The organism is Dyadobacter sp. HNCC25DJ186 (assembly GCF_056895235.1).
In genome coordinates, this window is the sequence record NZ_JBXHAS010000010.1 from 112,067 (window position 1) to 137,629 (window position 25,563).

The window sequence follows — 25,563 nt, forward strand, 5'->3', positions numbered from 1 at the left end:
GATGGTTTTTGTAGATATATTTCGATCGATTTGGTGTTCATAAATAATTAGATTTGTAAATAATAAGCACACACTCTTTCATGAATATACTGATTATTGAGGACCATCCCTTAATAAGGCTGGGACTTAGACAACTGATTGCCGAGTCTGACCCAAAAGCAACTATTTCACAAGCGGATAACTTTCCGACAGGGCTTTCCTTATTGGATAGCGAAAAATTTGAGCTGTTAATTCTTGACATTGATGTTCCGGGTGGAGAAAATATCCGGATGATGGAAATTGTCAGGAAACGACAACCTGAAATATTAATTCTCATTCATTCCGGATACGATGAAGATGTTTACGCGCTACCGTATATGCAGGCAGGTGCCGATGGTTTTCTATCCAAATCGTCGTCTCACGAAGAGTTTCAATCCGCTTATAAAGCACTGATCAACCGCGGAAAATATGTGAGTTACCACATACAGCAAACCCTTCTTAACAATCTCGGTGATGCTACTTCGAAAAAACTGCAAAATCCTATAATGACTTTGTCACCTCGGGAAATGCTCGTGATGCAGCTTTTGACAGAAGGAAAGTGGACCAAAGAAATTGCCTTGATTTTAAAAGTGAAGGAGAATACCATCAGTACCTACAAACGTAGAATTTTTGACAAACTTGACGTCGCTGATGAGATTGAATTATCAAAAAAGGTCTCTCTTTTGAAAAATTTCTAGCAGTCGGCAATTAAGATTTTTAAGTTTTGACGTTGATATATCTCGATAGGCAGGCGCCATAGCTAATAGAGATATATCTACATAAACGTCTCGGAATCTCGACAAATGCTTCCAAAAATGTCCGTTAAATTTGATAGAAAATTTAATATTACAAACACTAACAGGACACACTTATGGATGAAACCCCACTAAAATCACCTCGGTGTGATTAAGCCGAATTAGATTTAATTTCTCAGCGCTCCATTTAACTCTCCTTCCCTGCTATACCAAAAATTCGAAAAGAAACTCAGATTTTGGGCCGGATATTTTGATTACTCAATGAATTTCGTAAACCGGGAAACTTTCCGGCATTACCGAAAAACTTCGCTTAAAAAAGGCTTTTATTTTTAACGTCATTGGGTTTGTCTCGTAAGATTTAAGCCCTGTGCTATAATGTATTTACCAGCAACTTTAAATCGAAAATCATGACAAGGATATTGCTTTTCATCAAAAACGACATTTTCCGTCTTGGCATCACTGCCTCAATTCAGGAAAATGTCAGCGACGCATCCATTGAACAAACCGATAATTGGGAAAACGCTCAGGCTGCGCTCAAAAAATCTTATTTCGACATTCTGATCATGGACATTCGTTTATCTAACTTGTCCAATCTGCATAGTTTTGACAGTATCAGACGTATACAGCCCAACATTAAAATCGTGGTGATGGGCGAAGAGAATGAGAAGGTCTGGGCAATTCCGTATTTGAAGAAAGGTGTTGATGGAATTTGCCTCAAAACAATGAGCAAATTTGAATTCCAATCTGCTCTCAACACGGTTATCAGAGGAAAAAAATACATTTTTGACGGCATTGCAGATTTTTTACTGGAAGGATTGATGGATCGAAATCTAATGACGTTGCTTTCAACAAGAGAATCTGAAATCCTTCAGTTTCTTTTAAAGGGATCTCGTACTGCTGAAATCGCAAAAGAGCTCAAACTGGCCCCATCAACCATCAGTACGATGAAATTTAAGATCTATCGGAAAATGCAGGTTAAAAATGTTGTCGATTTGGTTAACAAAGTAGAATCTTATCAATCCGGAGTGTAAGTCTATTTTGTTTCTTCGCTACCTTCCAAGTTCAACGGCTAATATGAAGTTGCCTCAAAAAGTTGAGACAACTTCATATTACAATAAAGACTTCTCGCTAGTGAATAAAAAACGTGACGATGCCGACCAGGATTAATATTATACCTGTGATACGTTTTTCATTATGTTCAATAAAATCTGTATCCACCAGATGTATCCCCTTAAAAGCCAACATAACCAAACTGACAATTCCGACGATACTTGTCATCGCATAAACCAGGGCCAGAAGTAATACATTTTTCACGCCAAATGCTCCGGCAGAAAGAAATAAACTTTCTACTTCCAGACAGGGCGATAAAAACATCATCATGACGAAAATAAAGATCCACCGCGATTTTGATTTTTTATAATTGTTTACGTCTTCCTGAGCTCCATGATGATGGTGTGGGAGGTTGACGGAAAAATAAATTAATCCAAAAATAATCAGAAGTACCGGGGCAATGATATCAACAAAACCGCTGTACTGGCTGGCAATTCTGGTTCCGATTATTCCCAGGATTATGCCAAGAGCCACCGTCCCCGCAACGTGCGCCATTGCGATAATAAATCCAACACTCAACAAATCAGTCTTTTCCCATTTTTCAGCTTTCGCCACAGCCACCAGAGGCAGCCAGTGGTTAGGAATCAACGCGTGCACCAATCCCAACAATATCGTAGCAGTGATTATACTATACATTTTTTTCTATCTCAAATAAGTACTCTTGTAATTTTCTTAATGTTCATGCCCGCCTCCGCCTTCACTTTTTAGTAAATGGCTTTGAATATAATATGAGCCATCCAGAACAATTTTAGCATTTTTATCTAACGTTTGAAGCGGCGTCACCTGAATATATCCTAATTGTGAGGTACCCGATTTCACTTCGATGCGCTGAAAATGATACAACTTTTTCGTGTCTTTCGACTCTTCATTTTCAGCATTTTCGTTACTCACGTTGTGAATTTCTTCCAAAACAAATATAAATTCTCTGCCGTCTGCTCTCACAACAGCATCGACAGGTAAAGCGTTTACTTCATTTTTCCCAATGTCGATCAGCGCGTTCACATACATCCCCGGAATCAGGATTTGTTTGTCATTCAGAATGTCTGCATGGACGGCAACCGATTTTGTTTCATTTTCAAAAGCTTTTCCAACGCTGAAAATTTTTCCCTGAATCTCGGAATTATCCTGATTGGTTAATACAAACCGAACAGTCTGGTTAGGTTTCACTTTTTGCAGATCCTTTTCATAAACCAACAGGTCGACGTGCATTTTACTGTTATCTACAATACTGAACAGCGGATTGCCAGGCTGAACGTTGCTACCGATTTTTATATTCACTTCCGTGATATAACCGGAAATTGGGGCTGTAACGGCCACTGTTGATGAAATATTTCCAACGCCACCGCTTGCCAGATGCAGCATATTCAACTGTTTTTTCAGAGAATTGTATCTCACTTTTTCAGTCTCATAATCCGCTTTCGTTTTTTGAAAAGCTTTTTTGGCATTCACGTTTTCTTCCGACAATGTTTTTTGTCGCTCAAACTCAGCTGCTAAATATTCAAGATTACTTTCTGAGGTCAGATAAGCTTCCTGAAGTTTTGGAAATTCCGGACTTTCAAGCGTCGCAATCGTTTCGCCAATCCTAACGTGCTGCCCTTCAATCACTTTAATCGATTTGATTATTCCAGGCATAAAAACGGAAACGTCTGCCTGATTCTGTGGCGGAAGTTTGGTATAACCATTCGCATTAATCACCTCACTCAGATTTTTCTTTTCAAAAGTTCCAAGAACAATAGCTGATGCATTGTACTGCGCTTCGTTCAGCTCCACTTCCTTATTTTCCGGCTCCTGATGCGTGTCCTTATTTTCGGCATGCGCCTGTGGATCGTTATGGTCTTTGCCTTCATCAGAAGTTTTTTTGCAGGAATAAATACTGATTAAAAATAGCAGCATTAGCGATCCATATATCTTTGATCTTATTTTCATTTCTTCCCATTAAAGGTTTAATAAGTACTGTAACCCGACGTAAATCTGATTGAAATCAGCAATTGCCCGCAGATAATTCATTTCAATATCCAAAGCCGTTTGGTTTGCCTGAAGATATTCAACATAGGAGATTTCTCCACTTTGATATCCCTTTTCCGCATTGACTGAAATTGTTCGTGCGTTCGGAAATGCTGATGTTTTGTAATAATCAATCAAAGACTGATAGGTATATAGCTGGGTCAATTGCTGCTGATATTGACTTTGCAGCTGAGTGTGCATATAGTCAACATTTTTCTGCTGCAACTGAATATTCGTTTCCGCAGCCTGAATTCTGGATTTATGACTTTTAGCAAAAACAGGAATAGAAATCCCTGCCTTGAATCCCTGAAAACGAGGCATTCCATTATAGCTGATATTCTGCCCGCTAATATCCTGATTTCCCGTCAGCGACTGAATAAAATATCCGGCGGTAAAATCAGGCAGCAGCATCGCTTTTTCCAGATTTTTGCTTGATATCGCAATTTTAACTTGTTGCGCAGCATACAAAAAAGCAGGATTTTGCCTCATTGAGGTGTTATCCAGCAGCTGGTTTATTGACTGAGAAATGAAAGTGGTATCACTTACAGAAAAGTCTGAATTCAAATTTAGCAGTACCCGGATTTTAGATTTTTCAACGTTGATCAAACTTGCGTTTTGCTTGATCCGCTGTTGAATTTCCTGTTCTCTGGTTATGGCTGTTGTTTTCTCTAAAAGATTTGTCTCACCTGTCTGGAATCTCAAAGAAGCTGCTTTAACAAATTGTGTAAGGAGTTGGCCTTGCTTTTCAAGTGATTGATTTAATTTATTGAGATAAATAACCGTATTCCAGTTTTGACGGATCATATAAATAATCTCTCGTTTGGTCTGTTCCAATTTCAGCTGGCTTCCTTTCAGATTATTCTGTAAAACATCCTTCCTGGCTCCATATACGAACGGACTGAATGTTTGCGAAATGTCATAATTCTGATCAAAAGCCTTGGTATTATACTGGCCAAACATTCCCTCAACATTGGTTTTAGGAATATCGAAAGCAGTTCCGGTTAGCTGAGACTGCATTTTTATTTCCAGCTCACCAGCCGATAATTGCTGATTGTTTTTAATTGCCAAATCAATTGCTTCCTGTAAATTCAATTTAGTATCAGGTTGCGCGTTAGCAAAAAACGTAATCAGTAAAAAAATGGCAGTCGCGATACCTGGCTTGTTCAATTTTGCGCTTTTTTCAAAATACCAATATAAAATCGGCAGGACGATAAGCGTCAGAAGCGTTGCACTGACAAGGCCGCCGATCACAACCGTTGCAAGTGGTTTTTGAACTTCCGCGCCTGCACTTGTGCTCAAAGCCATGGGTAAAAAACCAAGCGATGCCACTGCCGCAGTCATAATTACCGGGCGAAGACGAACACGGGTACCGAGCAAGATTCGGCCCATTAAATCAGTTTCACCTTCGGTTTTTAATTGATTGAAATAACCGATAAGAACAATTCCATTCAGAACTGCGACACCAAATAAGGCAATGAAGCCAACGCCAGCCGAAATACTGAATGGCATATCCCGTATCCAAAGCGCAAAAACACCCCCAATTGCTGAAAACGGAATCGCCGAAAAAATAAGCAGCGATTGTTTGACTGACCGGAATGTAAAATATAACAGAACAAAAATCAGCAGCAGAGCCACTGGCACAGCAACGGCCAATCTTTGATTTGACTTGACAAGATTTTCAAACTGGCCTCCATACGTCACGTAATAACCAGGCGGAAGTTTCAGTTTTGCGTCCAGCTTCTTTTCAATATCATCAATGACCGTTTTTACATCTCTGTTCCTTACATTAAAGCCAACCACAATCCTGCGCTTTCCATCTTCCCGACTGATCTGCATCGGACCGGGTTCATAGTTGATATCCGCAACCTGTTCCAGCGGAATCTGACTTCCGGATGGCAAGGAAACAAAAAGTGTTTTAAGATTGGAAATATCCTGGCGACGGTCGAGCGCGAGGCGAACAACCATATCAAAACGTTTTTCACCTTCGTACACAACACCTGCCTTTTCACCAGCAAAACCTGTTCTGATCACTTTATTCAGGTCACCAACGTTTAACCCATATAACGCCAGCTTGTCTTTGTTATACCGGACTGTGATCTGCGGTAATCCTGAAACACGTTCGGCCTTGGCAGCCGTAACTCCGTCGATTCCTTGAATTAATTGCAGGACATCGTCACCCGCGCTGACAAGCCTGTCGATATCTTCACCAAAAATCTTGATCGCTACATCACTCCGAACGCCGGTCATCAATTCATTAAAACGCATCTGGATTGGCTGGGAAAATTCTGTTGTAGCTCCGGGAATAGTTTCCAGCGCTTCCTCCATTTTCTCCATCAATTCTTCCTTGGTTTTGGCGGAAGTCCATTCACTTTTTTCTTTTAGAATGATAATCATATCGCTCGCTTCCATTGGCATCGGATCTGTCGGAATCTCCGCGCTGCCGATTTTTGTTACGATCATTTTAACCTCCGGAAACTTGGCTTTAAGAATTTGCTCCGCTTTCGTAGTTGCCTCAATTTCCTGTGAAAGTGAGCTTCCCGAAGCGATAATTAAATGCGTTGCGATATCACCTTCGTCCAGGGTTGGAATAAATTCGCCGCCTAAAGAATTGAAAATAAACACAGCGACAATCAATAAAACGACAGCGATTGAAACTATAATTCCTTTCATTTTCAAGGAGCGTATCAAAACCGGCTGATATAAATTTTGCAACGCATTCATGATTTTATCGCTGATATTGATTTTGTGACCGGTCTGTTTTTTTAAAACCAGCGCGCTCATCATCGGAATATAGGTAAGTGATAAAATGAAAGCACCCAGAATGGCAAAAGAAACTGTTTGTGCCATGGGGCCGAACATTTTTCCTTCAATACCAACCAGCGCAAGGATAGGCAGATAAACAATCAGTATTATAATTTCTCCGAAAGCGGCACTGCTTCGGATTTTTGAAGATGCTTCGTATACTTCTTCATTCATCTGTGCAGTCGTGAGTTTGCCTCGGGTACTTGTCTGCAAACGGTGAATAATCGATTCAACAATGATCACAGCGCCGTCGACAATTAACCCGAAATCGATTGCTCCCAGTGACATCAGGTTACCTGAGACACCAAATAAATGCATCATACTCACAGCGAATAATAAGGACAATAGAATGACGGACGCGACGACCAATCCGGCACGAAGATTTCCGATAAGCAAAATCAGCACAAAAATTACGATCAGTGCACCTTCCAGTAGGTTGCGTTCAACGGTTCCAATTGCCCGGTTTACCAATTTCGTACGATCAACAAAAGCCTCTATGGATACACCCCTGGGCAAAGATTTTTTAATTTGCTCCATTTTGGCTTTCACCCTTGAAACAACTTCGGCACTATTTTCACCTTTCAGCATCATCACCATTCCGCTGACCTCCTCCCCTTTTCCATCTTTGGTCACGGCACCGTAGCGAATACTACTGCCAATCTGAACAGTCGCGACGTCGCGGATCAGAATGGGAATTTCATTTTTTGTTTTGACAACAATCTTGTTAATCGCATCGATACCGTTGACCATACCAATTCCACGAATGAAATAGGCATAAGGTTTTTTGTCAATGTAAGCACCGCCCGTATTTTCATTGTTAAGTTCCAAAGCATCCAGAATCTCGGCAATGGTGGTATTCATCGCTTTCAGCTTGTCAGGTTCGATCGCGATTTCATACTGTTTGAGGCTACCACCAAGCGTATTTACTTCTGCAATGCCCGGCGTACCGATCAACTGCGGACGAATAATCCAGTCCTGAATTGTTCTTAAATCCGTGGCGGAAAACTCTTTTTCGTAACCTTTTTGAGGAAAAACAACATACTGGTAGATTTCGCCAAGCCCGGTACTGATGGGTGCCAGCTCAGGATTTCCCAGACCTTTTGGAATCGCATTTTCAGCTTCTTTCAGTCTTTCTGAAATTTGGGCGCGTGCCCAATAAATATCTGCATTTTCTTCAAAAACGACGGTAACAACGCTTAAACCAAACCGGCTTATGGAGCGTAATTCAACGATTTTCGGAATCGATTTTACTGCCAGTTCAATGGGATAAGTAATAAATTGCTCGACTTCCTGCGTCGCCAATGTGGGCGATGTGGTAATAATCTGCACCTGATTATTGGTAATATCAGGCAGCGCATCAATAGGCAGCTGGCTGAGCGAATAACTGCCAACGCCTATCAGTGCCAACATAAACAAGCCAATGATGAACTTGTTATGTATACTGAAATGAATAATTTTATCTAACATGGAAATTTAATTGCCAAATAACAAATAGGGCAAAGTTTAGATAATGAGCCACAAATGGCTTAATACCTCAAAACTTCAACCAAAAAATAAGATGTTATTAAGCAATTTTTGGCGGCTGCCAAATCGAGAAAGAGATTTCTGAAAGATCCAAAGTTTTGTAACCCGGAAACTTTAAGGAAGCAAAAATTATTTTAGGCGTATCAATCGCGGTGGCCGTATATTGAAAAACGGTCGACGCCGAGCAGCAGTTGCATGTGCAAAAAGGTGTGCAGGCTTCGGTGGTATGCGTGTGATCCTTGTGCTCCGAAGTTGTGGAAATTTCAGGCTCCGTTCCATCATTACATTCCCGAACGTCGCCACACGGAAAGCATGACAATGTCAGTATGTAAAAACATAATATGAGCTTGAATATTTTCATTGGGGGCAAAGATAAAGAATGAAGCCAGAAATTGGTTCTTGCATAGCACAAATTATCTTTTTGGTTTCAATCAATAACCATAGTCGTCACAGACCTTGCCGGCAGCATAATCGTGTCCGTTATTCTTTGTTCAGGATAAGGTTTTAAATTGTCGTTTTCAGCGGCACTGGTGATATATCTTTTGATTTTATTCACTTTTCCTGAGTTTTTCAAATCAAGCTTCACGGGCTTTTCAGCACCCGTATAATTTATTGCGACTACAACTACTTTACCTTTATCATCCGTATAAGCAGAAAACATTACATCCTGAGCAGCTTGTAAATCTGTCAGTTTATCGCTTCGTTCGGTATGGATACGTTGCATTCCGGGACGGATAAAACGGCTGAAATTCCCGAAAGACCACAAACCTTTTGTTTGAAAATATTCACCATCGGTATGTTTTTCATTTGGTTTTAAAGCAACCAAAAAATAACGTGTGTCGAAATCCGGACTGCCAGGTTCATAGGAATTCCATAATTGCCACGCCGAAGCATTACCAACTACCAGATCATTGTGAATCACTTTGGCTAAAAATAATGCACAATCTATTGCCGAACGTTTCCCTTTCGTACCTTCCCGAAAACCATCTGCCAGCATTGAGTACTCCGTTTGCCAGAATTTGATTTTATATTTCTGTGCCGTATCAGCAACACTTTTCCGAATCTGCACCAGACTGCTATCACCATTTTCTGTAAAATAACTGTGTCCTCCGATGAAGTCAGACATATTTTTTAACTTCCTGACTTCAAGTTTACTGTCTGCCCCAAAAAAGTTTTGAATCTGACGATTTGCCATTCCTGAGCCTCCATAAAGATAATTGAGCATACCAGCCTCAACCAGCATAATCTTTGATGTCAGTTTCTGGGAAGTCAACGCACTGTCCAGCGCAGTGGTGACCTTATAAATTTCCTCATTTCTCCAGGGAGTTCCTTCCTGGCTTGCCTGACCAGGTTTATTAGACCAGTCCCACTGCGGCTCATTCACGGGACTTATATAATTTAAATGTAAATTTTCGGCATCGAAATGTTTGATCACATCTGCAAGGAATCCGGCATACGCGCCGTATTTATCTGCTTTCAGATTTGATTTATAATCTTTCTCCGTTTTAAAACCGTAACCGTTCTGCGTGAAATGAACAGGCGGAGTATTTGAGAATGCAATCAGATTTTCAACGCCATACGATTTGGCTTTTTTGACAAACCAGACATAACCGGCCTGTTTGTTCCAGTCGTATGTTCCATCCGGATTTTGAAAACTTTCAACCCGTTTTCGGAAGTCTTTGATACCACTGCTGTCGCCTTGTTCAGCAGTTCCGCCACCAATATTAAAACGCCAGGCCGACAAACCAATCCCTTTCGGATTTCCATTTTTGTCAAAAGATTTACTAAAAAGCCATTCTGCGATTTGTTCCTTTTTATGTTCCGGCCAATATTTCCCAATGCCCTCTGAAAACCAGCATCCAGCCGCTCCAAAATTTTCAATTATCTGTGCTTTATTTTGACTATCGATGATGAAAACAACTGGTTTTTCCTGCTTCTGCTGGGCAACAGATTTTTGAAATATTCCGAAAGAACAAAAAATGAGCGCAATAGCTTTTATAGAAATCTGCATAAACGTTAAGTCAAAATCAAATTATTCAACAATATGCCCAACGAACTGGGCGGTGTTGTCCAGGATCTTTCCGCCTCGGCGAAAACCTAATCCACATGGTTCTCCCGCAAAAAAAACACCAGCCTGATATGAAAACCCTTCCGCATCCGTAGGGAATTCTACATATTCCTGATATATCTTTTTCTGTTCTTCATACTCTCCATCTACTTTTTCCAGTACTTCGCCGCCCTTTTCCAAAATAGAAACATTGGCGCCTTCTCTTCCAAACAATACTTTACTTACCGACTTTTTATGCGTGATCGGATGGCGTTCTGTTTGAAGCAGTAGCGGATGGTATGGATACAAATCCCACAAAACTTTCAGGATATATTTTGATTGAAAAAGTAAAGTATAAGCCGGATTTAAAACCACAGCTTTCCGATTCTTTACGATATCCGTCAAAGTCGCCGCAAGCTCCGGTTCTTCGCCACCGATATATTCCCATGGAACCAGTTTAAACCAAAAATCAAATCGCGTAAACTCGCCGTTACCGGATGGATCTTGTTTAAAAACCCCTTCATGAGAAAATTCTACTTCATCAACATAAGCAAAATCTGCATCGAAACCTGCTTCCTTCGCTGCTTCCGAAAGTATGTTCACATTGGTATCATCTTCCGGAAAACCACGCATCGTCGAAAACAGAATTGAAGCAGTCAGATCGTTATTGACGAGCTTGATATACTGGAATTGTTTTACAAGTGTTTCGTAAAGTGTATTAAATTGCTGCGAATCGTCTTCGTTATTTGTTTTCAAGTGTGCCCACTGCACCACAGCAGTTTCCGGCAGACATGTAGCAGTATCCGCATTGAATTCAATCAATTTAACAGGCTGACCATCGAACCCGCCCGCCAGATCGAAACGTCCGTAAAGGTGAACATTCTTGTCCTCCTCCCAGGATAATTTTACAAGTTCAATCAGGTTTTCAGAAATCCCCATTTCCGAAAACAACTGATTATCAATCGCATACTGACCCGCTTCAACAAACATATCATACAGGGTCGCAGCCGCTTCGTAAAAAGCCGTGGCAGTTTCGTCATCTACGACAACAATATCTTTGACCAGATAAGGCGTGGTATCCGTTCCCAACATCCAGTTCCAGCCAAGTTTTTGCAGACCGCTTTCCGGGGTTTGCGGCAGGGATTTTAATTTTATCATAAGTATTTAAAAATTGAGATTAATCAGAAATTCAGCAGATTTCTGAAATCAACCTCCACTTCTACCCGATGACCTACCGAAAAACCCGCTTCTTCCGCCTGCGGGCCGGGATGATACTGTCCGTGTCGTACGGGAGGAATTTACATCCTGAACTGCACTTTGCGACTTACTGAAGGTGCTCGGACTGCTGTAAACATTTCCTCTGTTAGGATTCTGATCGCGGTAATTATTGATATACCCGAAACCTGAATTCCGGCCAAGCATATAACCCATTCCACCATACAAAAGCATACTCGAAAGTCCGCTGTGATGACCAACATACGACTGATTGTTCTGGATATCCTTGTCGATCAGTGCTTTGGCGGCCGTTGTGCTTAATGAATCCGTGTGCCCGTCCAGATACGTAACAATTGCCAGAGACTTATCGGCGGCAACACTTTCTTCATCTGTAATTTTAAACTCACCAGGTTTGACTTCCTTAATATGCGACCGGATTCCTTTGGAATAAGTTGTTTCCTCATAGCTGTAATCCGACTCGTCCTCATTCGAAGAACATCCGGTCATCATCGAAGTTCCGGACAATATCGCCAGGGTCAATGCGCTGCTTAATGTAATATCTTTGGCTCGTTTTATAAATGAACCCTTCCGTTGTTGTGTCATAATGTATCTCAATTGTTCCTATTAAAGAATATACCAAATGTAACAGTTTGCCTTGCAGTACTAAAACCAATTTTGTCAAACGGTTGTGAAGGTTTATTTTTAAATCGTTTAAAGCTGAATATAATGGATAAGTGGTTAGTCCTGATTCTTTATAACAAAAAAATACAGCAAAAGCACCAAAGTACCATGCTGTATTTCGCTTTTACTTTAATATTAAATTCAGGCCTTCTTCGATATTTTCTGCAAAGCGTCCACTAACTTATCTAAATCGCTGATTTTGGTATAAACGTGGGGCGTAACCCGCACACAATGCACACCTTCATAACTTATTGGTGTGGTATGGATTTTAAATTCAATAAACAATCTACTCTCAAGTTCCCCCGGCTTTACCCCCTCGACACTGACGCCTGCGATCGCACAGGAATACTCGGGTTTCAGCGAAGTATGGATTTTCACTCCCGGAATTTGCTGCGCTTTTTCTGCCCAGTATTTTTTTAGAAAATGAATCCGTTCCTGCTTACGTTTTGTACCAATTCCTTCCTGAAAATTAATTGCTTCACCGATCGCCTGTTCAATACAGAAACTTCGCGTTCCCAGGGTTTCAAACTTACGAATGTCAGCACTGGTAGGCTCATGATTACAAACCAGCGGCCAGATTTTCGCAATTTTATCTTTCTTGATCCACATCATACCACTTCCAACCGGAGCGCTCAGAAACTTATGTAGACTTGTGCCAAAATAATCACATTCAAGATCAGATATTTTAAAATCAAGTAATCCAAAAGAATGCGCGCCGTCCACAATAACTTCAACGCCTTTCTTATGGGCCATCTGGCTGATTTTTTTAACCGGCATAATTTGCCCAACCCAATTGACAACATGCGTTACATGGATAATTTTCGTCTGAGGTGTTATCGCATCCGCATAAGCCTTAACGATCTGGTCGTCGTTTTCTATGGGAAAATCAAAAGACAACTGCTTATAAACAATCCCATCCCGAAGTTGACGCTGTCGCCAGGCGTTCATCATATTCGGATAGTCAAATTTCATTCCGATCACCTCATCGCCTTTCTGCAATGGAAGTCCAAAAATGACTGTATTTAAAGCTTCGGTAGCATTTCGATTAATGGCTATTTCCTCAGGATCGCAGCCGCCCAAAGTTGCAAGACGTTTCCGCAAAGGCTCGCGCCCTTTATCCATAATCCGCCACATATAGTAAGACGGTCCCTGTGCTGCCTGACGGTTATATTTTTCCAATGCTTCCTGAACAACGAGCGGAGAAGGAGAAACGCCGCCATTATTTAAAATAATGACATCGCTTTTGCTGGCAGTATATGCCTCCTGGATTGTCGCCCAATAATCGTCATTGGTTTCACTGGCAGGATCCCAGAATTTTTCAGCATTCTGAAAATCAGCTGCATGCAGTTCGTTAAAAAGACTGTTGATGCCAAATGCGCCCATACCAAGGGCGGCACTTTTTTTCATGAAAGACCGGCGGTTGTTCATAATTTCAGAGATTAGGAAGTAGTAAAAATGGAGTGAAAATGAATATTATTAAATCGTATTCATGCTAATTCTTTGTTTAGCCATCTTTTCCCCAATCTCTGCGCCCGGCTATTGTTTTACTATGGAATTCATCAACCAGTCGTACGTATCGCCTGGCTCTGGCAAAGCATCCTGGTTCAATTTCAAAAACATTAAATGCAGATGAGTCGGCGAACGCTTTTTGAATGCATTATATCCACTGCGACCCATCTCGGAAATTTTGTCTCCTGCATTCACCCATTGGCCCGGTTCAACTAATACCACATTATTGTGGGCATAATAAAACAGCCCGTCGAGACAAGGATCATAAATCCATATCCAGTTCCCGCCTCTTAAATCACTGTCATATTTCCAATCCTTTTCCGCCGCCACGACAATACCCGAGGTAAAAGCCAGCACCTCAATGGGTTTCCAGGTTCTGTCGTCAATGGCATCCTGATTTCTATCATAAACAAAAAGATCCTGCGCCGGGTGACTACCTCTGACGTCCATGTCGAAAAGATCGAAACCCTCGGCTCTGTAACCCATCCCACGTCCTCCGATCGAGTTCCTGGGCGTATAACCTTTTATCGGGAAAACGAAATAAGTTGAATCTGCCATCCGGCAAGTATCACCACTGTGAAAAGTTGCCCTTATATTTCTCATATTCTCTTGCCAGGCCCTTGCCGCCGAATCAGGGGTGATCACACAATCCCGGATATCCTCCTGAATTTGCCGGAATGTACCGGAATAATTCAGCATACTATTTTCCGGAATGGTCTGCGTATTCCATCCTGCCATCCCCACAATCAGCAATAAGCCAATTACTCTTTTCATTGTACCCACAAACAATTTTCTACTGCTAAACGACATTTTATTACTAACAAGCCCTGGCATCTTCATAAATATAATAAATTGCGGCAAATGTATTTCAATAGCATTAAAAATGTGCTATAAATTCCTTTAAAGTAAAACAACTAAACATAAATAAGATGCAATATCGCCGTTTTGGACGTAGTGGCTGGCAGATCAGCGAGATAGGTTACGGCATGTGGGGACTGGCCGGCTGGACAGGTTCTGACCGAAAAGAAATTGAGGATTCCCTTGACCTTGCCGTAGCATCCGGATGTAATTTTTTTGACACCGCATGGGCTTATGCCGATGGTGTCAGTGAAACCATTCTGGGAGATCTCATTCGCCGGAATCCGGATAAGAAGTTATATGCCGCGACGAAAATCCCGCCAAAAAATCGTCAATGGCCTTCCAAACCAACGTCGTCACTGAAAGAAGTTTTCCCTGCTGATTATATTATTGAATACGCAGAGAAAAGTTTGAAAAACCTGGGTGTTGAACAGATTGATCTGCTTCAATTCCATGTTTGGGAAGATGCCTGGGCGCATGAAGACGAGTGGAAAGAAGCGATTCAGAAGTTGACAAAAGACGGGAAAGTAGAGCGCTGGGGATTAAGTATCAATCGTTGGGAGCCGAACAATGCATTGAAAACATTGGAAACCGGCTTGATTGACGCAGTTCAGGTGATCTACAATATTTTCGATCAGGCTCCGGAAGACCAGTTATTTCCTTTGTGTCAGAAAATGGATATAGGCGTAATTTCCCGCGTGCCTTTGGACGAAGGAACATTATCAGGAAATCTTACCAAAGAAACCACTTTCCCGGCAGACGACTGGCGCTCGACTTATTTCGTTCCTGAAAACCTCAACGCAAGTGTTGACCATGCAGAAGCACTTCGCCCGTTTGTTCCTGAAAACATGACCATGCCAGAACTGGCTTTGCGTTTTATTCTGGAAAATCCGGATGTCCATACCACCATTCCCGGTATGCGCAAACTTGCTCACGTAAAATCCAACATTGCTACAAGCGACGGTGTGAGACTTGCCGATTCTCTAAGAGAAACGCTAAAACAACACCGCTGGGATCGCGAACCGACGGAATGGTCGCAGTAGGTTTTTTAGAATGATATGATTTGTTTAAATCCCTTGCAGCTTTGTGGTTGTGAGGGATTTTCATGGTATTCCTACAAAGAAGGAGTTTTCGACGATTATTATTTTTGAGCTGACACCTTCATTTTGTCAATATGGTGTCTATCAACAATTTTATATTTCTAATCACTGCACGTGGATCATCACGATGCACAAAATGGCCACTCTGAGAGAGATAAATTAAAGAGCCTCCTTTATTTGATGTGTAAATAAACTTCCTCCATCTTTCCATATTCACACGGGTTCTTTCCATAAAAAATGCTTCCTGATCGAAATCTTTGCTTCTTCTATCCAGGGGCACTTCAAACTTACCGCCCATAAAAAAGCACATAGGTACTTGTGGTATAGGAAGTGAATTTATCTCCAAAAAATCAGTACGTCTCAGCTCACCAAGTATCTGACTTTCACTCCAACTGCCGTAATACAGAGAATCAATTTTTGAAGTGCTGTAAAGCCGATTATATAACATTTCTTCAATCCTCTTTTCCGAAACTCCGATCTTTTGAAAGATCTGATTCCAATTTCTTTTTGTTTCTGTGAAATCAGCAGGATCAATAAATACTAGTCCAGCAATATCGTCGGGATAAAATCCTGAATATGCTCTGATGTACAACCCACCCATTGAATGACCAATAAGTATATAAGGAGGTTGAATGTTTAATGTCGTAAGAATACTTTTCAAGTTTTCGGAGACCTTTCTTATTGTTGGCAACTTAAAATCCTTACCTGACTTTTCAACGTTGGCTCTGTCATAAGCTAAAACAGGAGCGTCTTTTGATAATTCATCGATCACGGTATCCCAGGTGCCAAGCCCAACTCCCATACCATTCTCAAAGATTAGTACAGGAACATCAGCTTTCCTATTCTCAAAACCTTTTATGTAAACATTAAAATTTGTGCCATTTACTTTGACAAGTTTTTCTTGTGAAAATGTTTTTATGGAAAGGAACGAGCATAAAAAGAAAACTAACGGCTTCATTTGATTTTCAATAGCTTAGGTTATTAAAGATTATACTGCGTCACCTAAATATACATTTGGCGCAACACCTTTCTTGTCTTTGCGTCTCCAAATACTTTTTGGCAATATTGAAAATTAAAACGCATGAAACGTCTTTCTATACCCTAAGTTATCAAGAGACATTCTTTTAATAAGTACAAAAAAACCCAATTATATTCCAAACCCATTCCAACCAATATAGGACTTTTCTCATCTATACAATTAGCAGCAGATCGTACATTTTTTTGTTTTGACTTTTTATAAAATGCTTCAAAAAATTGCACCAGAAGCCATTTTTTGAATATATTCATATAACTATTCAAAGACAAACGAAATTTATTCTGCTGATATTCATCAATTTGTACAATTATTGATTGTATATTTGTCCCATCAACTAAAAAAACACTACATAATATGGCAATCACAAAACAGTATTTGAAAAGCAAGCCCGTTGTAAAAGTGACGTTTACCTTGCCTGCTGAAGCCGTTGAAAAAACAGAAAAAGTTTCACTTGTCGGTGAATTTAACGGATGGAACCCGGAAGAAGCAGTTGCTTTGAAAAAACAAAAAGACGGTTCATTTAAAGGAAGTCTTGACCTGATTCCTGGTAAAGAATATCAATTCCGTTACCTTTTGGATAACGAGAAATGGGAAAATGACTGGGAAGCTGATAAGTATGTATCTGCTGGTGTAGATGCAGAAGAAAATTCAGTAGTTGTTCTTTAATGGCGGTTAGCTGTTAGTAAAAAAATGGCCAGTGGAGTTTTCTACTGGCCATTTTTTGTTTTTTCAGCTAAAAGCTAATTTCCTAACTGCTAACAGATTCCTAGAAATTATCGCTGTCTACGTATGCTTTGATCAGAGCATCTTCACCTTCTTTTCCTTTTTGGGAATTTCCGTGTTCCATGCCCATAATGAAACTTTTGTTTTCCTTTTTGCTACGATCGTGGATGTATTTGAATACATTTTTATAATTGATCTCACCAGTCGTCGGCTCATTTCTTCCCGGCTCGTCTCCTATCTGGAAATAATCGATTTCACTCCAAGTTGCGTCAATATTATAAATAATGCGTCCTTCATTTTTCTGCATGTGGTAAATGTCGTACAGAATTTTGCAGGATTTGCTGTTCACGCCGCGACAAATTTCATAAGTCTGATCGGAAGTGCGCAGGAATAAATTAGGCGTGTCACTTAAAGGCTCTAAAACCATCACAAGCCCGTGTGGTTCCAATATTTCTGCACCTCTGCGAAGTGCATCGATCACGTGACCTGTCTGGACGCCGATTGGCAATTTACGTTCAAAATCACCCGGCACAACGGTCATCCATTTCGCATTAACCCGCTTCGCAGTTTCCACGGCTTTTTTACATCCATTCAGGAAAATGTCGATATATTCTTTTTTTCCGGCTGCCAGCGTATTAGCTCCGTTACCTCCTTTATCTACAACGAAAACACCCATTTCCATACCCAGGCGGGTCATTTCTTTGGCGATTTTCTCTTGCTCTTCCACAGGACGGCCCATCATTCCATTATCTTCCAATGCCATAAAGCCCTGGTCGGCCATAAATTTCAGCTGATCAATCACATCTTTTCCGGCACTGTTCTGAAACATTCCGAAATGGGAAGCGTATTGAAGTTTGAATTTATTCTTTGCCATAGATGAAGTTGAAGAAGCACAGGCCTCTCCTGCCACAAGTGCGGCGCCAGCTAATCCAAGTGACGATTTAACAAAGTTTCTGCGGAGCATGATTTAATTTTAGTGTTATGGTTTCAGGGAATAAAGAAAACTGTGTCTGTTTTATACCGATTGAAATTTCAATTATAAGAAGGTTGCACGCAAAGAAGTAAAGAAAAAGGCAAAGAACGCAAAGTTTAATTCTCTGCGACCTTTGCCCTTTCTTATTTGCTTTGCGTGAAATTTTCAATCCCTTCTCCGTCTTTTTTTCTCTTTCTTACCTTTTCCTTTCGGAAGAACTTCATCTGCAACGGTCACTGTTTCGACAGGTTTAGGGAAATATGGGGCTAAATCGGCTTTGACATTTTCCCGGAAAGCATTTTTCACTCCTTGCAAAGCAGCTTCTTTAATAGCTCCGTCAATCTGGTTTTGCTTTAATAATTTCACTACTGCATCTTCACCCGGCCAGCTTCCACCCAGATATTTCGCCGCATCCGCGCGCACTGATTCTTTCTCATTTACATCTAAAACCGTGTTCCGCAAGATATAAACTGATTCAGAACTTCCAGCCGTTTGTAATGAAGCAAGTAAAGCCGATTTTTTAGTATCGTTCAAACTATTCAGCTTTTCTGATATAAACGAAACGCCGGCAATATCCAGCAATAAGGCACCAGCATCACGTCCAAGTACATCACCCGACTTGTTGATCGCCATCTGGAAAAGTCTGTTATTCTCTGACTCTGGCGCATATCGGGTTACTAACTCAATGTAGTCTTCCGTTCCGTAGGTTTCGTCGAGCAGTTTGTTCAGCGCCGATAGTCCCTGCTGTGAATTGGCTACAAACGATTTATCCAAATGCAGCAGAGCCAGTTTGCTCACCTCAATCCGATCCGAAGATCTTACATCCATCACATGCATCAAGGCCTGTGTTTTTTCATAACCGGCATGAAAAAAATCGAAAGCGCGGAAATAACGTAACCTGCTTTTAAAGGAGACACTTGTATCAGCTGCGAGATCAGTCAGGTATGGGATTGCCTGCCTGGTTCTGGCAAGCCAGATAATGTCCTTTCCTGCATCCGTAGCACCGGGATTTTTGCCTGCTTTGGCAAGCCAGGCCGGAAAAATGCGCTCCCACTGACCTATCGCGCCAATGCTCAAAGCCTCAACCGACCATCTGTCATTACCGGGATATTGCTGAGCCAATTGTAGCCAAACATCCAATGCTTCATAGGTATGGTTATGATTAATGGCCAGAGCGCACTCGCGACGAACCTGAGGATTTGGATCTGATGTTAATCTTTTGATATACTCTGTCGGATCACTGTTACGCTGACGAACTGCTCTCAAAGTTGTGATACGCAAATTTGGATTCAGTTCACGAAAACCTACGTCCAGACTTCTGTGGTTAAACCCTTCGATGCGGTTTAGTACCCAAAGAGCCCTAGCTCTTAATTTGGGATTTGCGTTGTATTGTCTGAACAAATTTTCGAGCTCCGGCTCCGCTGCCCAGCCCAGTTTTACGCAGGCATTCCAGGCAAGGTAACGCTGGGATAAATTCGGACTTTGTAATGCCTTTACAGCCTCAACCGGATTGGTAAGATCATAAACGGGAATTTTATAGGGCGTTTCAGGAGGTGCAATACGGAAAATTCTTCCGCGGCTTCTATCTTTCATTTTATGAGAACCCGCAACCGGGTCATACCAGTCAGAAACGATCAGCGATCCGTCAGGCGCAACACAAACGTCTGTTGGACGAAACCATTTGTCTCTTTTTCCTTCAACAACAGGATTAATTCCAACAGATTTAAAACCAGCTCCGTCAGGCACAACAGAATAAGAAGTCACCGAATTCTGTCCGGCATCGGCAACAATAACCTGATCCCAGAACTTTCTCGGCAGTAATTCCCCTTCATAAACCACCATACCCATAGGAAGTCCGGATCCGGTTTCCAATAGATTCGGGACAACGCCTGGATCATTCTGATGCCAGTGGCGACGCGGAATTTCATCTTCCAGGTTTGTATGGTTAATCCGCCAGCTCGCTCCGTTCATCTCGTCGATATAACCGAAATTCCCGTTTTCCATAACATAACTCACACGGTCAGCTCCGTTGCCCGGCTCTTCCTGATCCGACTGCCACATCGTGCCGTAACTATCGACAGCAACCTCGAAACCATTATGGAAATTTTCTGCCAGAATTTCAACGTTTCTAAATTCCTGATCCACTCTGAAAACTACGCCCTGACGGTATTGACGAAAATCTATCGGTCGTTCATATTTATCCAGCAAAGGCCTATCCTGACCATCAACAAGCTGTTTCCCGGCATTTCCATAATTAAAATAAAACTTTCCATCGGGCCCGAACACAAAGGAGTGAACACCCGCATCTTGCTGCGTTCCGCCAATGCCTTTGAAAAGAATTTCCTTTTTGTCAGCTTTGTCGTCGCCATCCGTATCCGTGAAAAGCCAGACGTAAGGACTTTGCGAAACGATTGCTTTATTTCCCATCACCCAGATTCCAAGCGGAGAGTTCAGCTCAGAGCCCTGATAAAAAACTTTGGTAACATCCGCTTTCCCATCGCCTGTGGTATCCTCCAATATCACGATTCTGTCACCGATACTAAGCTCCGATTTTCCGTTAACAGCTGGCCGGTAATTATAAGATTCATTGACCCAGACCCGGCCACGATGGTCAACGTCAATATTGATTGGATTAGTAATTAATGGCTCAGAAGCAAAAAGTGTTGTTTCCAGACCGTCATCGGTATGCAGCCCGGCCACGGCATTTCTGGAAAATCTTTTTTCAGATTCAGAAAGCTTGGCATACACACTGTCGGGATGCAATACAATCAGGGAATCAACTACTTGGCAGGTACCACTCAGAACAAAAAAACAAAGATTGGCGGCTACCAGAAATGCGGACTTAAAATAATTTATTCGTTTCAAAACAGAATTCAATGGAGCAAATACTACTGGACAACCTCAAAATTACCAGTTCTTTTTTAGATAAACGAAACAAAAACTGAGAATTAGATTACAGGTGACAATAAAAAAAACAGCCTGCCAAAACAAAAGTGTTTTAACAGGCTGTAATTGGATATAAGACCGGGAGCTGGCTCCGGGAAATAAATAAATTATTTTTTCTTTAAGCTGCTCATATATTCAACAAGATTAACAAGTTCGTCTGTGGTCATGGCATCCTGAAGACCTGCCGGCATCATGGAGTCAGCCATTTGTTTTATAGATTTTACCTTAGTCATTTTAAATTCCTGTGTAGTACCACCGGGAAGTTTCATGATCAGGTCAGTTTCTGTTTTACTCGAAATGATTCCTGAAACAGAGGAACCATCTTTCAGAGTCACTTCAAAACCTTCATAACCAAATCCGATTCCGGCACTTGGTTCAAAAATAGCTGCATATAAAGCTTCTTTTGGAAGTTTGGTACCAATCTCAGAAAGCTTGGGGCCAAAATCGATTCCTTGTCCGTTCACCTGGTGGCATACCGTGCAATACATGGCGAAAATCTCCTTTCCCTTTGCTGTATTTCCATTCATACCAACCAATGTTTTCAAATCAGGGTGTTTTTTTACTTCGACACCTGGACCGTCAAGGTATTTCGCTGCTTCTGTTTTTACGGATTTCCTCCATGCTCCGCTCAGACCCTGCACCGCCGTCGTTTTCAAGTCCCCGGTTATTTTTCCTTCTTTTAATAAAACCAAAACAAGATCCTCGCCACTCATCGTACCGCCCAAAGAACGGGTCGCCTCTGTGCGCAAATCAGCTGGTTGTTTGGCGTCCAGGGCAACCGATTTTAAGATATCCAGCGATTGTTTACTACCAACACCCTTAATCGACGCTAATGCCGATGATGCTTTTTCAATATCCTTTCCCTTGATAACAGTCCAAAGCAAAGGCGAGCCGTTTTGCTTCAAAAGCTGCTGCCCTGCAGTTCTGCCAAGGTTAGTCTTCGCCTGGCTTGTGGCTAGTTTTAATAAACGGTTATTTTCAGAAGGCAGCTCATAACGCGAAACCAAATCCATATAGGTGGTTGTGCCATAAGTTGCATCCAATAGTTTTTTCAAAGCAGCCATCGCTTCCGGCGACTGTTTTACAAAAGCAGGATCAAGGTGCCGCAGGGCAAGTTCATTGATCTCATTCTGATTTTGTGCGGTTCCCTTCATTATTTTCAGAAGCGCTGTCGACTTTTCTTTTGCTCCCGGATTGAAATCAAAAGCCCTGAAATACCGGAGACGACTTTTTAGATCCACGCCGGGGTCCCCAGCAAGCGAAGCCAACAAATTAACAGATTCTTTACTTCTTGAACGCCAGACAATATCTTTTCCGGCATCCGTTGCAATCGGGTTCGCTCCGGCTTTATTTACCCACGCTTTAAAAAATGAATCCCATTGACCTGCCGCCCCGATACCAAGAGCTTCCAGATACCAGCGATCCTTTCCGTCATATTGCTGCGCAAGCTGTGCCCAGATTTCGGGAGCTTCGGGTGAAATTATTCCATGAAGTGCCAAAGCACATTCACGACGAACCTGCACATCAGAATCGTTTGCAAGTAACTTTACATATTTTACGAGATCCGCTGGCCTTTTTTCACGAACCACGCGCAATGCCGTGATTCGAATGTCAGGATTTGCGTCGCGAAATGCAGATTCAAGATCTTCCGTCCCTTTTTTATCAATTGTTGCGATAGCCCATAACGCGCGTGCACGCATTCTTGGATTTTCTTTGTTTTCAAATAACTTCTTCAATTCCGGAAGCGCCTTGGATTCCATTTTCATCAACGCTTCCCAGGCCTGATAACGTACTGAAAGATTCGGATTTTGCAAAGCCTTCACAGCTCCTGCCGAGGTCGAATAATCTTCTTTCTGGATTCGGTATGGCGTATTTTCAGGAGCCAGACGATATAATCTTCCTTTATTCTGGTCGCCCGCCTGATGCCCGCCAACGCCTGGATCATACCAGTCAGCAACGATCAGAGAACCATCCGGTGCGACACAAACATCGGAAGGACGAAACCACTGATCGCGTTTTCCTTCCAGTACATTTACGATCCTGGCAGAATATCCAGCACCAGACTTTTGAACCGGATAAGAACGCACCACATTAGGACCCGCATCACAATGGATCATCTGGTCCCAGTACACTTTTGGCAATAAACGCCCTTCGTACACGACCATACCCGTTGGAGATCCTGCACCTGTTTGTAAAAGATTAGGAACCACGCCGGGATCGTTCAAATGCCAGTGACGGAATGGGATAGAATCCTCAATATTCGTACGGTTTGCACGCCAGCCTGCTCCTGTCATTTCATCCGTATATCCGTAATTTCCATAAGGCATAACGTAATTAATCCGTACGCCCTTATTTCCGTCGTCGTCATTATCCGATTGCCACATAGTACCGTAGCTATCTACGGCAACTTCATAATTATTCCTGAAATTATTCCCCAACACTTCGATATTATTAAAATCAAGGTCGCAGCGGAAAACCATTCCCTGCTTATTTGTTTTAAAATCAATAGCCTTTCCATCCTGACCAACCACCGGATTTCCTTTTCCATCCAGCAAGTGTCCGCCTTCATTACCAAAATTGAAATACAATTTCCCGTCCGGTCCAAACACAAAAGCGTGCATACCATGATCGTGCTGATCACCTCCCACGCCTTCAAAAATAACCTCCTTTTTATCAGCCTTTCCATCGCCGTCCGCATCTGTAAATAACCAAACATACGGACTTTGGGATACAATAACTTTATTCCCCATCACCCATATCCCAAGCGGAGAATTCAGCTCCGGCCCCTGGTAAAAAACGGTTGATTTATCAGACTTCCCATCTCCGTTGGTATCTTCCAGAATTAAAATCCTGTCGCCTTCATTTTTCGTCGGGTTGCCATTTATTGCCGGCCGGTAGTTGTAAGCCTCACAAACCCACACCCGACCAAGATGGTCGACATCGATATTGGTTGGGTTGGTAAGAGTCGGTTCTGAGGCGAATAGTGTCGCCTCTAAGCCATCCGCGACTTTTAAACCAGCGACAGCATATTTTGGTGAACGTTTCTGTTCGGTGCTCAGATTTTCATAGAGGCTGTCTAGACCGGAACTTTTAATCGTACTCGGATTGGTTCGCATATACGACGCCGCCAGAACGCCGAGCGCAAGCATACCCGTGGCAGAAATAATCAGCGGATTTTTAAAATTCATTGGTGATATAATTTTAATCAGTTGTTTGCTTTGCTTAAATGAAAATCAGCCAAAACTGTATTTTGTGACATTATTTTAGTAAAGATTACTAAATTTAGATAATAAGAAACTAGCCACATATCATTTACTATTATGAACAAGATTTTTTTTAGTGCGGCTGTTGCCTGTATCGCCATTCACGCAAATGCACAGACTGTAATTCCAGCCGCCGATATCCAAATCAAAACGGCTTCACTTGCAGCACCAATGGATAAACAGGCCGGTGCAAAAGTTTACGGATATACTTCTGATGGTACTTTCAAAATATTAAGAAACGGAACCAACGACTTTGTCTGCATCGCCGACGACCCGAAAAAAGAAGGAATAAATGTCTCCTGCTACCACGCAGATTTAGAGCCTTTCATGGAAAGAGGACGTGTATTGACCAAAGAAGGAAAAAATCAAAAAGAGATATTTGATATTCGTGAAAAGGAAGTGAAAGGCGGACAACTCGCTATGCCGAAACAGCCTTCTACCTTATTTGCTCTTTCTGGTTCCGCAGAGAATTATGACAGCAAAACAGGAGATGTTAAAGATGGTTATTTAAGATATGTTGTTTATATCCCATTTGCGACCGCAGAAACTACCGGATTGCCCTTGAAGCCGGATGTTCCCGGAATGCCATGGATTATGGACCCAGGAACGCATAAAGCTCATATTATGATCAATCCTGCAAAAAAATAGAATATATAAAATTTACTGTCAGGAAATTTTTTCAACTGAAAAAGCCAAAGGTTTGTCTGCAAAAAGCGCCTTTGTCTTTTTCCATATTATTCCGAAAAAGGCTGTTTTTCGATAGGTGTTCAAATATTCTTCGCTTTCCCAATGGCTGCATGTGACAAAAATATCCGGATTGTCTGTATCACGCCAAAGTTCCAGATGCAGACAGCCTGGCATTTGTCTGATATCATTTCGGCATTTTTCAAAAATGCTTTCGAATTCATTTATCTTTTCCGGCAAAAAAGTCATTCGTACAATCCGTATAATCACCATAATGTAATTAATGTTTTCAACTCAGAATAATCCAAAATAGAA

General features: G+C 41.7%; 19 protein-coding genes. 5 read left to right on the forward strand and 14 right to left on the reverse strand.

Features of this window, described 5'->3' with window-relative positions; genetic code table 11:
• Positions 1-80: 80 nt before the first annotated feature.
• Complete coding sequence (locus tag AC1XUO_RS23910; protein WP_483332359.1) at positions 81-716, forward strand: response regulator; 636 nt, start codon at positions 81-83, stop codon at positions 714-716.
• 464 nt (positions 717-1,180) lie between these two features.
• Entirely contained in the window at positions 1,181-1,804 is a 624-nt protein-coding gene (locus AC1XUO_RS23915) for a LuxR C-terminal-related transcriptional regulator (RefSeq protein WP_483332360.1), read from the forward strand.
• Positions 1,805-1,901: 97 nt separating this feature from the next.
• Here the strand turns inward: AC1XUO_RS23915 and AC1XUO_RS23920 are convergent, their stop codons facing one another.
• From AC1XUO_RS23920 to AC1XUO_RS23960, 9 genes are all read right to left on the reverse strand, one after another.
• Complete coding sequence (locus AC1XUO_RS23920) at positions 1,902-2,519, reverse strand: hypothetical protein (RefSeq protein WP_483332361.1); 618 nt, start codon at positions 2,517-2,519, stop codon at positions 1,902-1,904.
• A 36-nt stretch (positions 2,520-2,555) separates the two neighbouring features.
• Positions 2,556-3,809 (reverse strand): efflux RND transporter periplasmic adaptor subunit, encoded by a 1,254-nt coding sequence (locus tag AC1XUO_RS23925; RefSeq protein WP_483332362.1) that lies wholly within the window; start codon positions 3,807-3,809, stop codon positions 2,556-2,558.
• 9 nt (positions 3,810-3,818) lie between these two features.
• On the reverse strand, positions 3,819-8,156 hold the full coding sequence (locus AC1XUO_RS23930) for a CusA/CzcA family heavy metal efflux RND transporter (RefSeq protein WP_483332363.1): 4,338 nt from the start codon (positions 8,154-8,156) through the stop codon (positions 3,819-3,821).
• A gap of 97 nt (positions 8,157-8,253) precedes the next feature.
• Entirely contained in the window at positions 8,254-8,574 is a 321-nt protein-coding gene (locus tag AC1XUO_RS23935) for a DUF6660 family protein (RefSeq protein WP_483332364.1), read from the reverse strand.
• Positions 8,575-8,640: 66 nt separating this feature from the next.
• The gene (locus AC1XUO_RS23940; protein ID WP_483332365.1) at positions 8,641-10,224 is read right to left on the reverse strand and encodes a glycoside hydrolase; all 1,584 of its coding nucleotides are present in this window, start codon (positions 10,222-10,224) and stop codon (positions 8,641-8,643) included.
• Between the two features lie 21 nt (positions 10,225-10,245).
• On the reverse strand, positions 10,246-11,418 hold the full coding sequence (locus AC1XUO_RS23945) for a glutathionylspermidine synthase family protein (RefSeq protein ID WP_483332366.1): 1,173 nt from the start codon (positions 11,416-11,418) through the stop codon (positions 10,246-10,248).
• A 48-nt stretch (positions 11,419-11,466) separates the two neighbouring features.
• Positions 11,467-12,078: a Cj0371 family chemotaxis-regulating polar lipoprotein gene (locus tag AC1XUO_RS23950; protein ID WP_483332367.1), complete on the reverse strand. Its 612-nt coding sequence runs from the start codon at positions 12,076-12,078 to the stop codon at positions 11,467-11,469.
• Between the two features lie 219 nt (positions 12,079-12,297).
• Entirely contained in the window at positions 12,298-13,563 is a 1,266-nt protein-coding gene (locus AC1XUO_RS23955) for an aminotransferase class V-fold PLP-dependent enzyme (RefSeq protein ID WP_483332368.1), read from the reverse strand.
• A 129-nt stretch (positions 13,564-13,692) separates the two neighbouring features.
• Positions 13,693-14,439 (reverse strand): M23 family metallopeptidase, encoded by a 747-nt coding sequence (locus tag AC1XUO_RS23960; protein ID WP_483332369.1) that lies wholly within the window; start codon positions 14,437-14,439, stop codon positions 13,693-13,695.
• A 155-nt stretch (positions 14,440-14,594) separates the two neighbouring features.
• Here AC1XUO_RS23960 and AC1XUO_RS23965 point away from each other — a divergent pair, with 155 nt between their 5' ends.
• Positions 14,595-15,566, forward strand: coding sequence for an aldo/keto reductase (locus AC1XUO_RS23965; RefSeq protein WP_483332370.1), 972 nt, complete (start codon positions 14,595-14,597; stop codon positions 15,564-15,566).
• Between the two features lie 118 nt (positions 15,567-15,684).
• On the opposite strand, the gene AC1XUO_RS23970 is transcribed toward AC1XUO_RS23965, so the two are convergent.
• Entirely contained in the window at positions 15,685-16,581 is an 897-nt protein-coding gene (locus AC1XUO_RS23970; RefSeq protein WP_483332371.1) for an alpha/beta fold hydrolase, read from the reverse strand.
• Between the two features lie 432 nt (positions 16,582-17,013).
• Between AC1XUO_RS23970 and AC1XUO_RS23975 the strand changes: the two genes are divergently transcribed.
• Complete coding sequence (locus AC1XUO_RS23975; protein ID WP_235150711.1) at positions 17,014-17,325, forward strand: isoamylase early set domain-containing protein; 312 nt, start codon at positions 17,014-17,016, stop codon at positions 17,323-17,325.
• A gap of 100 nt (positions 17,326-17,425) precedes the next feature.
• Here AC1XUO_RS23975 and AC1XUO_RS23980 read toward each other — a convergent pair whose 3' ends face one another.
• From AC1XUO_RS23980 to AC1XUO_RS23990, 3 genes are all read right to left on the reverse strand, one after another.
• Positions 17,426-18,346, reverse strand: coding sequence for a hydroxypyruvate isomerase family protein (locus tag AC1XUO_RS23980; protein WP_483332372.1), 921 nt, complete (start codon positions 18,344-18,346; stop codon positions 17,426-17,428).
• A 174-nt stretch (positions 18,347-18,520) separates the two neighbouring features.
• Positions 18,521-21,220 (reverse strand): PVC-type heme-binding CxxCH protein, encoded by a 2,700-nt coding sequence (locus tag AC1XUO_RS23985; protein ID WP_483332373.1) that lies wholly within the window; start codon positions 21,218-21,220, stop codon positions 18,521-18,523.
• 188 nt (positions 21,221-21,408) lie between these two features.
• Positions 21,409-24,489: a PVC-type heme-binding CxxCH protein gene (locus AC1XUO_RS23990; protein ID WP_483332374.1), complete on the reverse strand. Its 3,081-nt coding sequence runs from the start codon at positions 24,487-24,489 to the stop codon at positions 21,409-21,411.
• Between the two features lie 132 nt (positions 24,490-24,621).
• Between AC1XUO_RS23990 and AC1XUO_RS23995 the strand changes: the two genes are divergently transcribed.
• Positions 24,622-25,212 carry a hypothetical protein gene (locus AC1XUO_RS23995; RefSeq protein WP_483332375.1) on the forward strand — a complete coding sequence of 197 codons (591 nt, stop codon included), beginning with the start codon at positions 24,622-24,624 and terminating at the stop codon, positions 25,210-25,212.
• 18 nt (positions 25,213-25,230) lie between these two features.
• On the opposite strand, the gene AC1XUO_RS24000 is transcribed toward AC1XUO_RS23995, so the two are convergent.
• Positions 25,231-25,521, reverse strand: coding sequence for a putative quinol monooxygenase (locus AC1XUO_RS24000; RefSeq protein ID WP_483332376.1), 291 nt, complete (start codon positions 25,519-25,521; stop codon positions 25,231-25,233).
• Positions 25,522-25,563 lie beyond the last annotated feature (42 nt).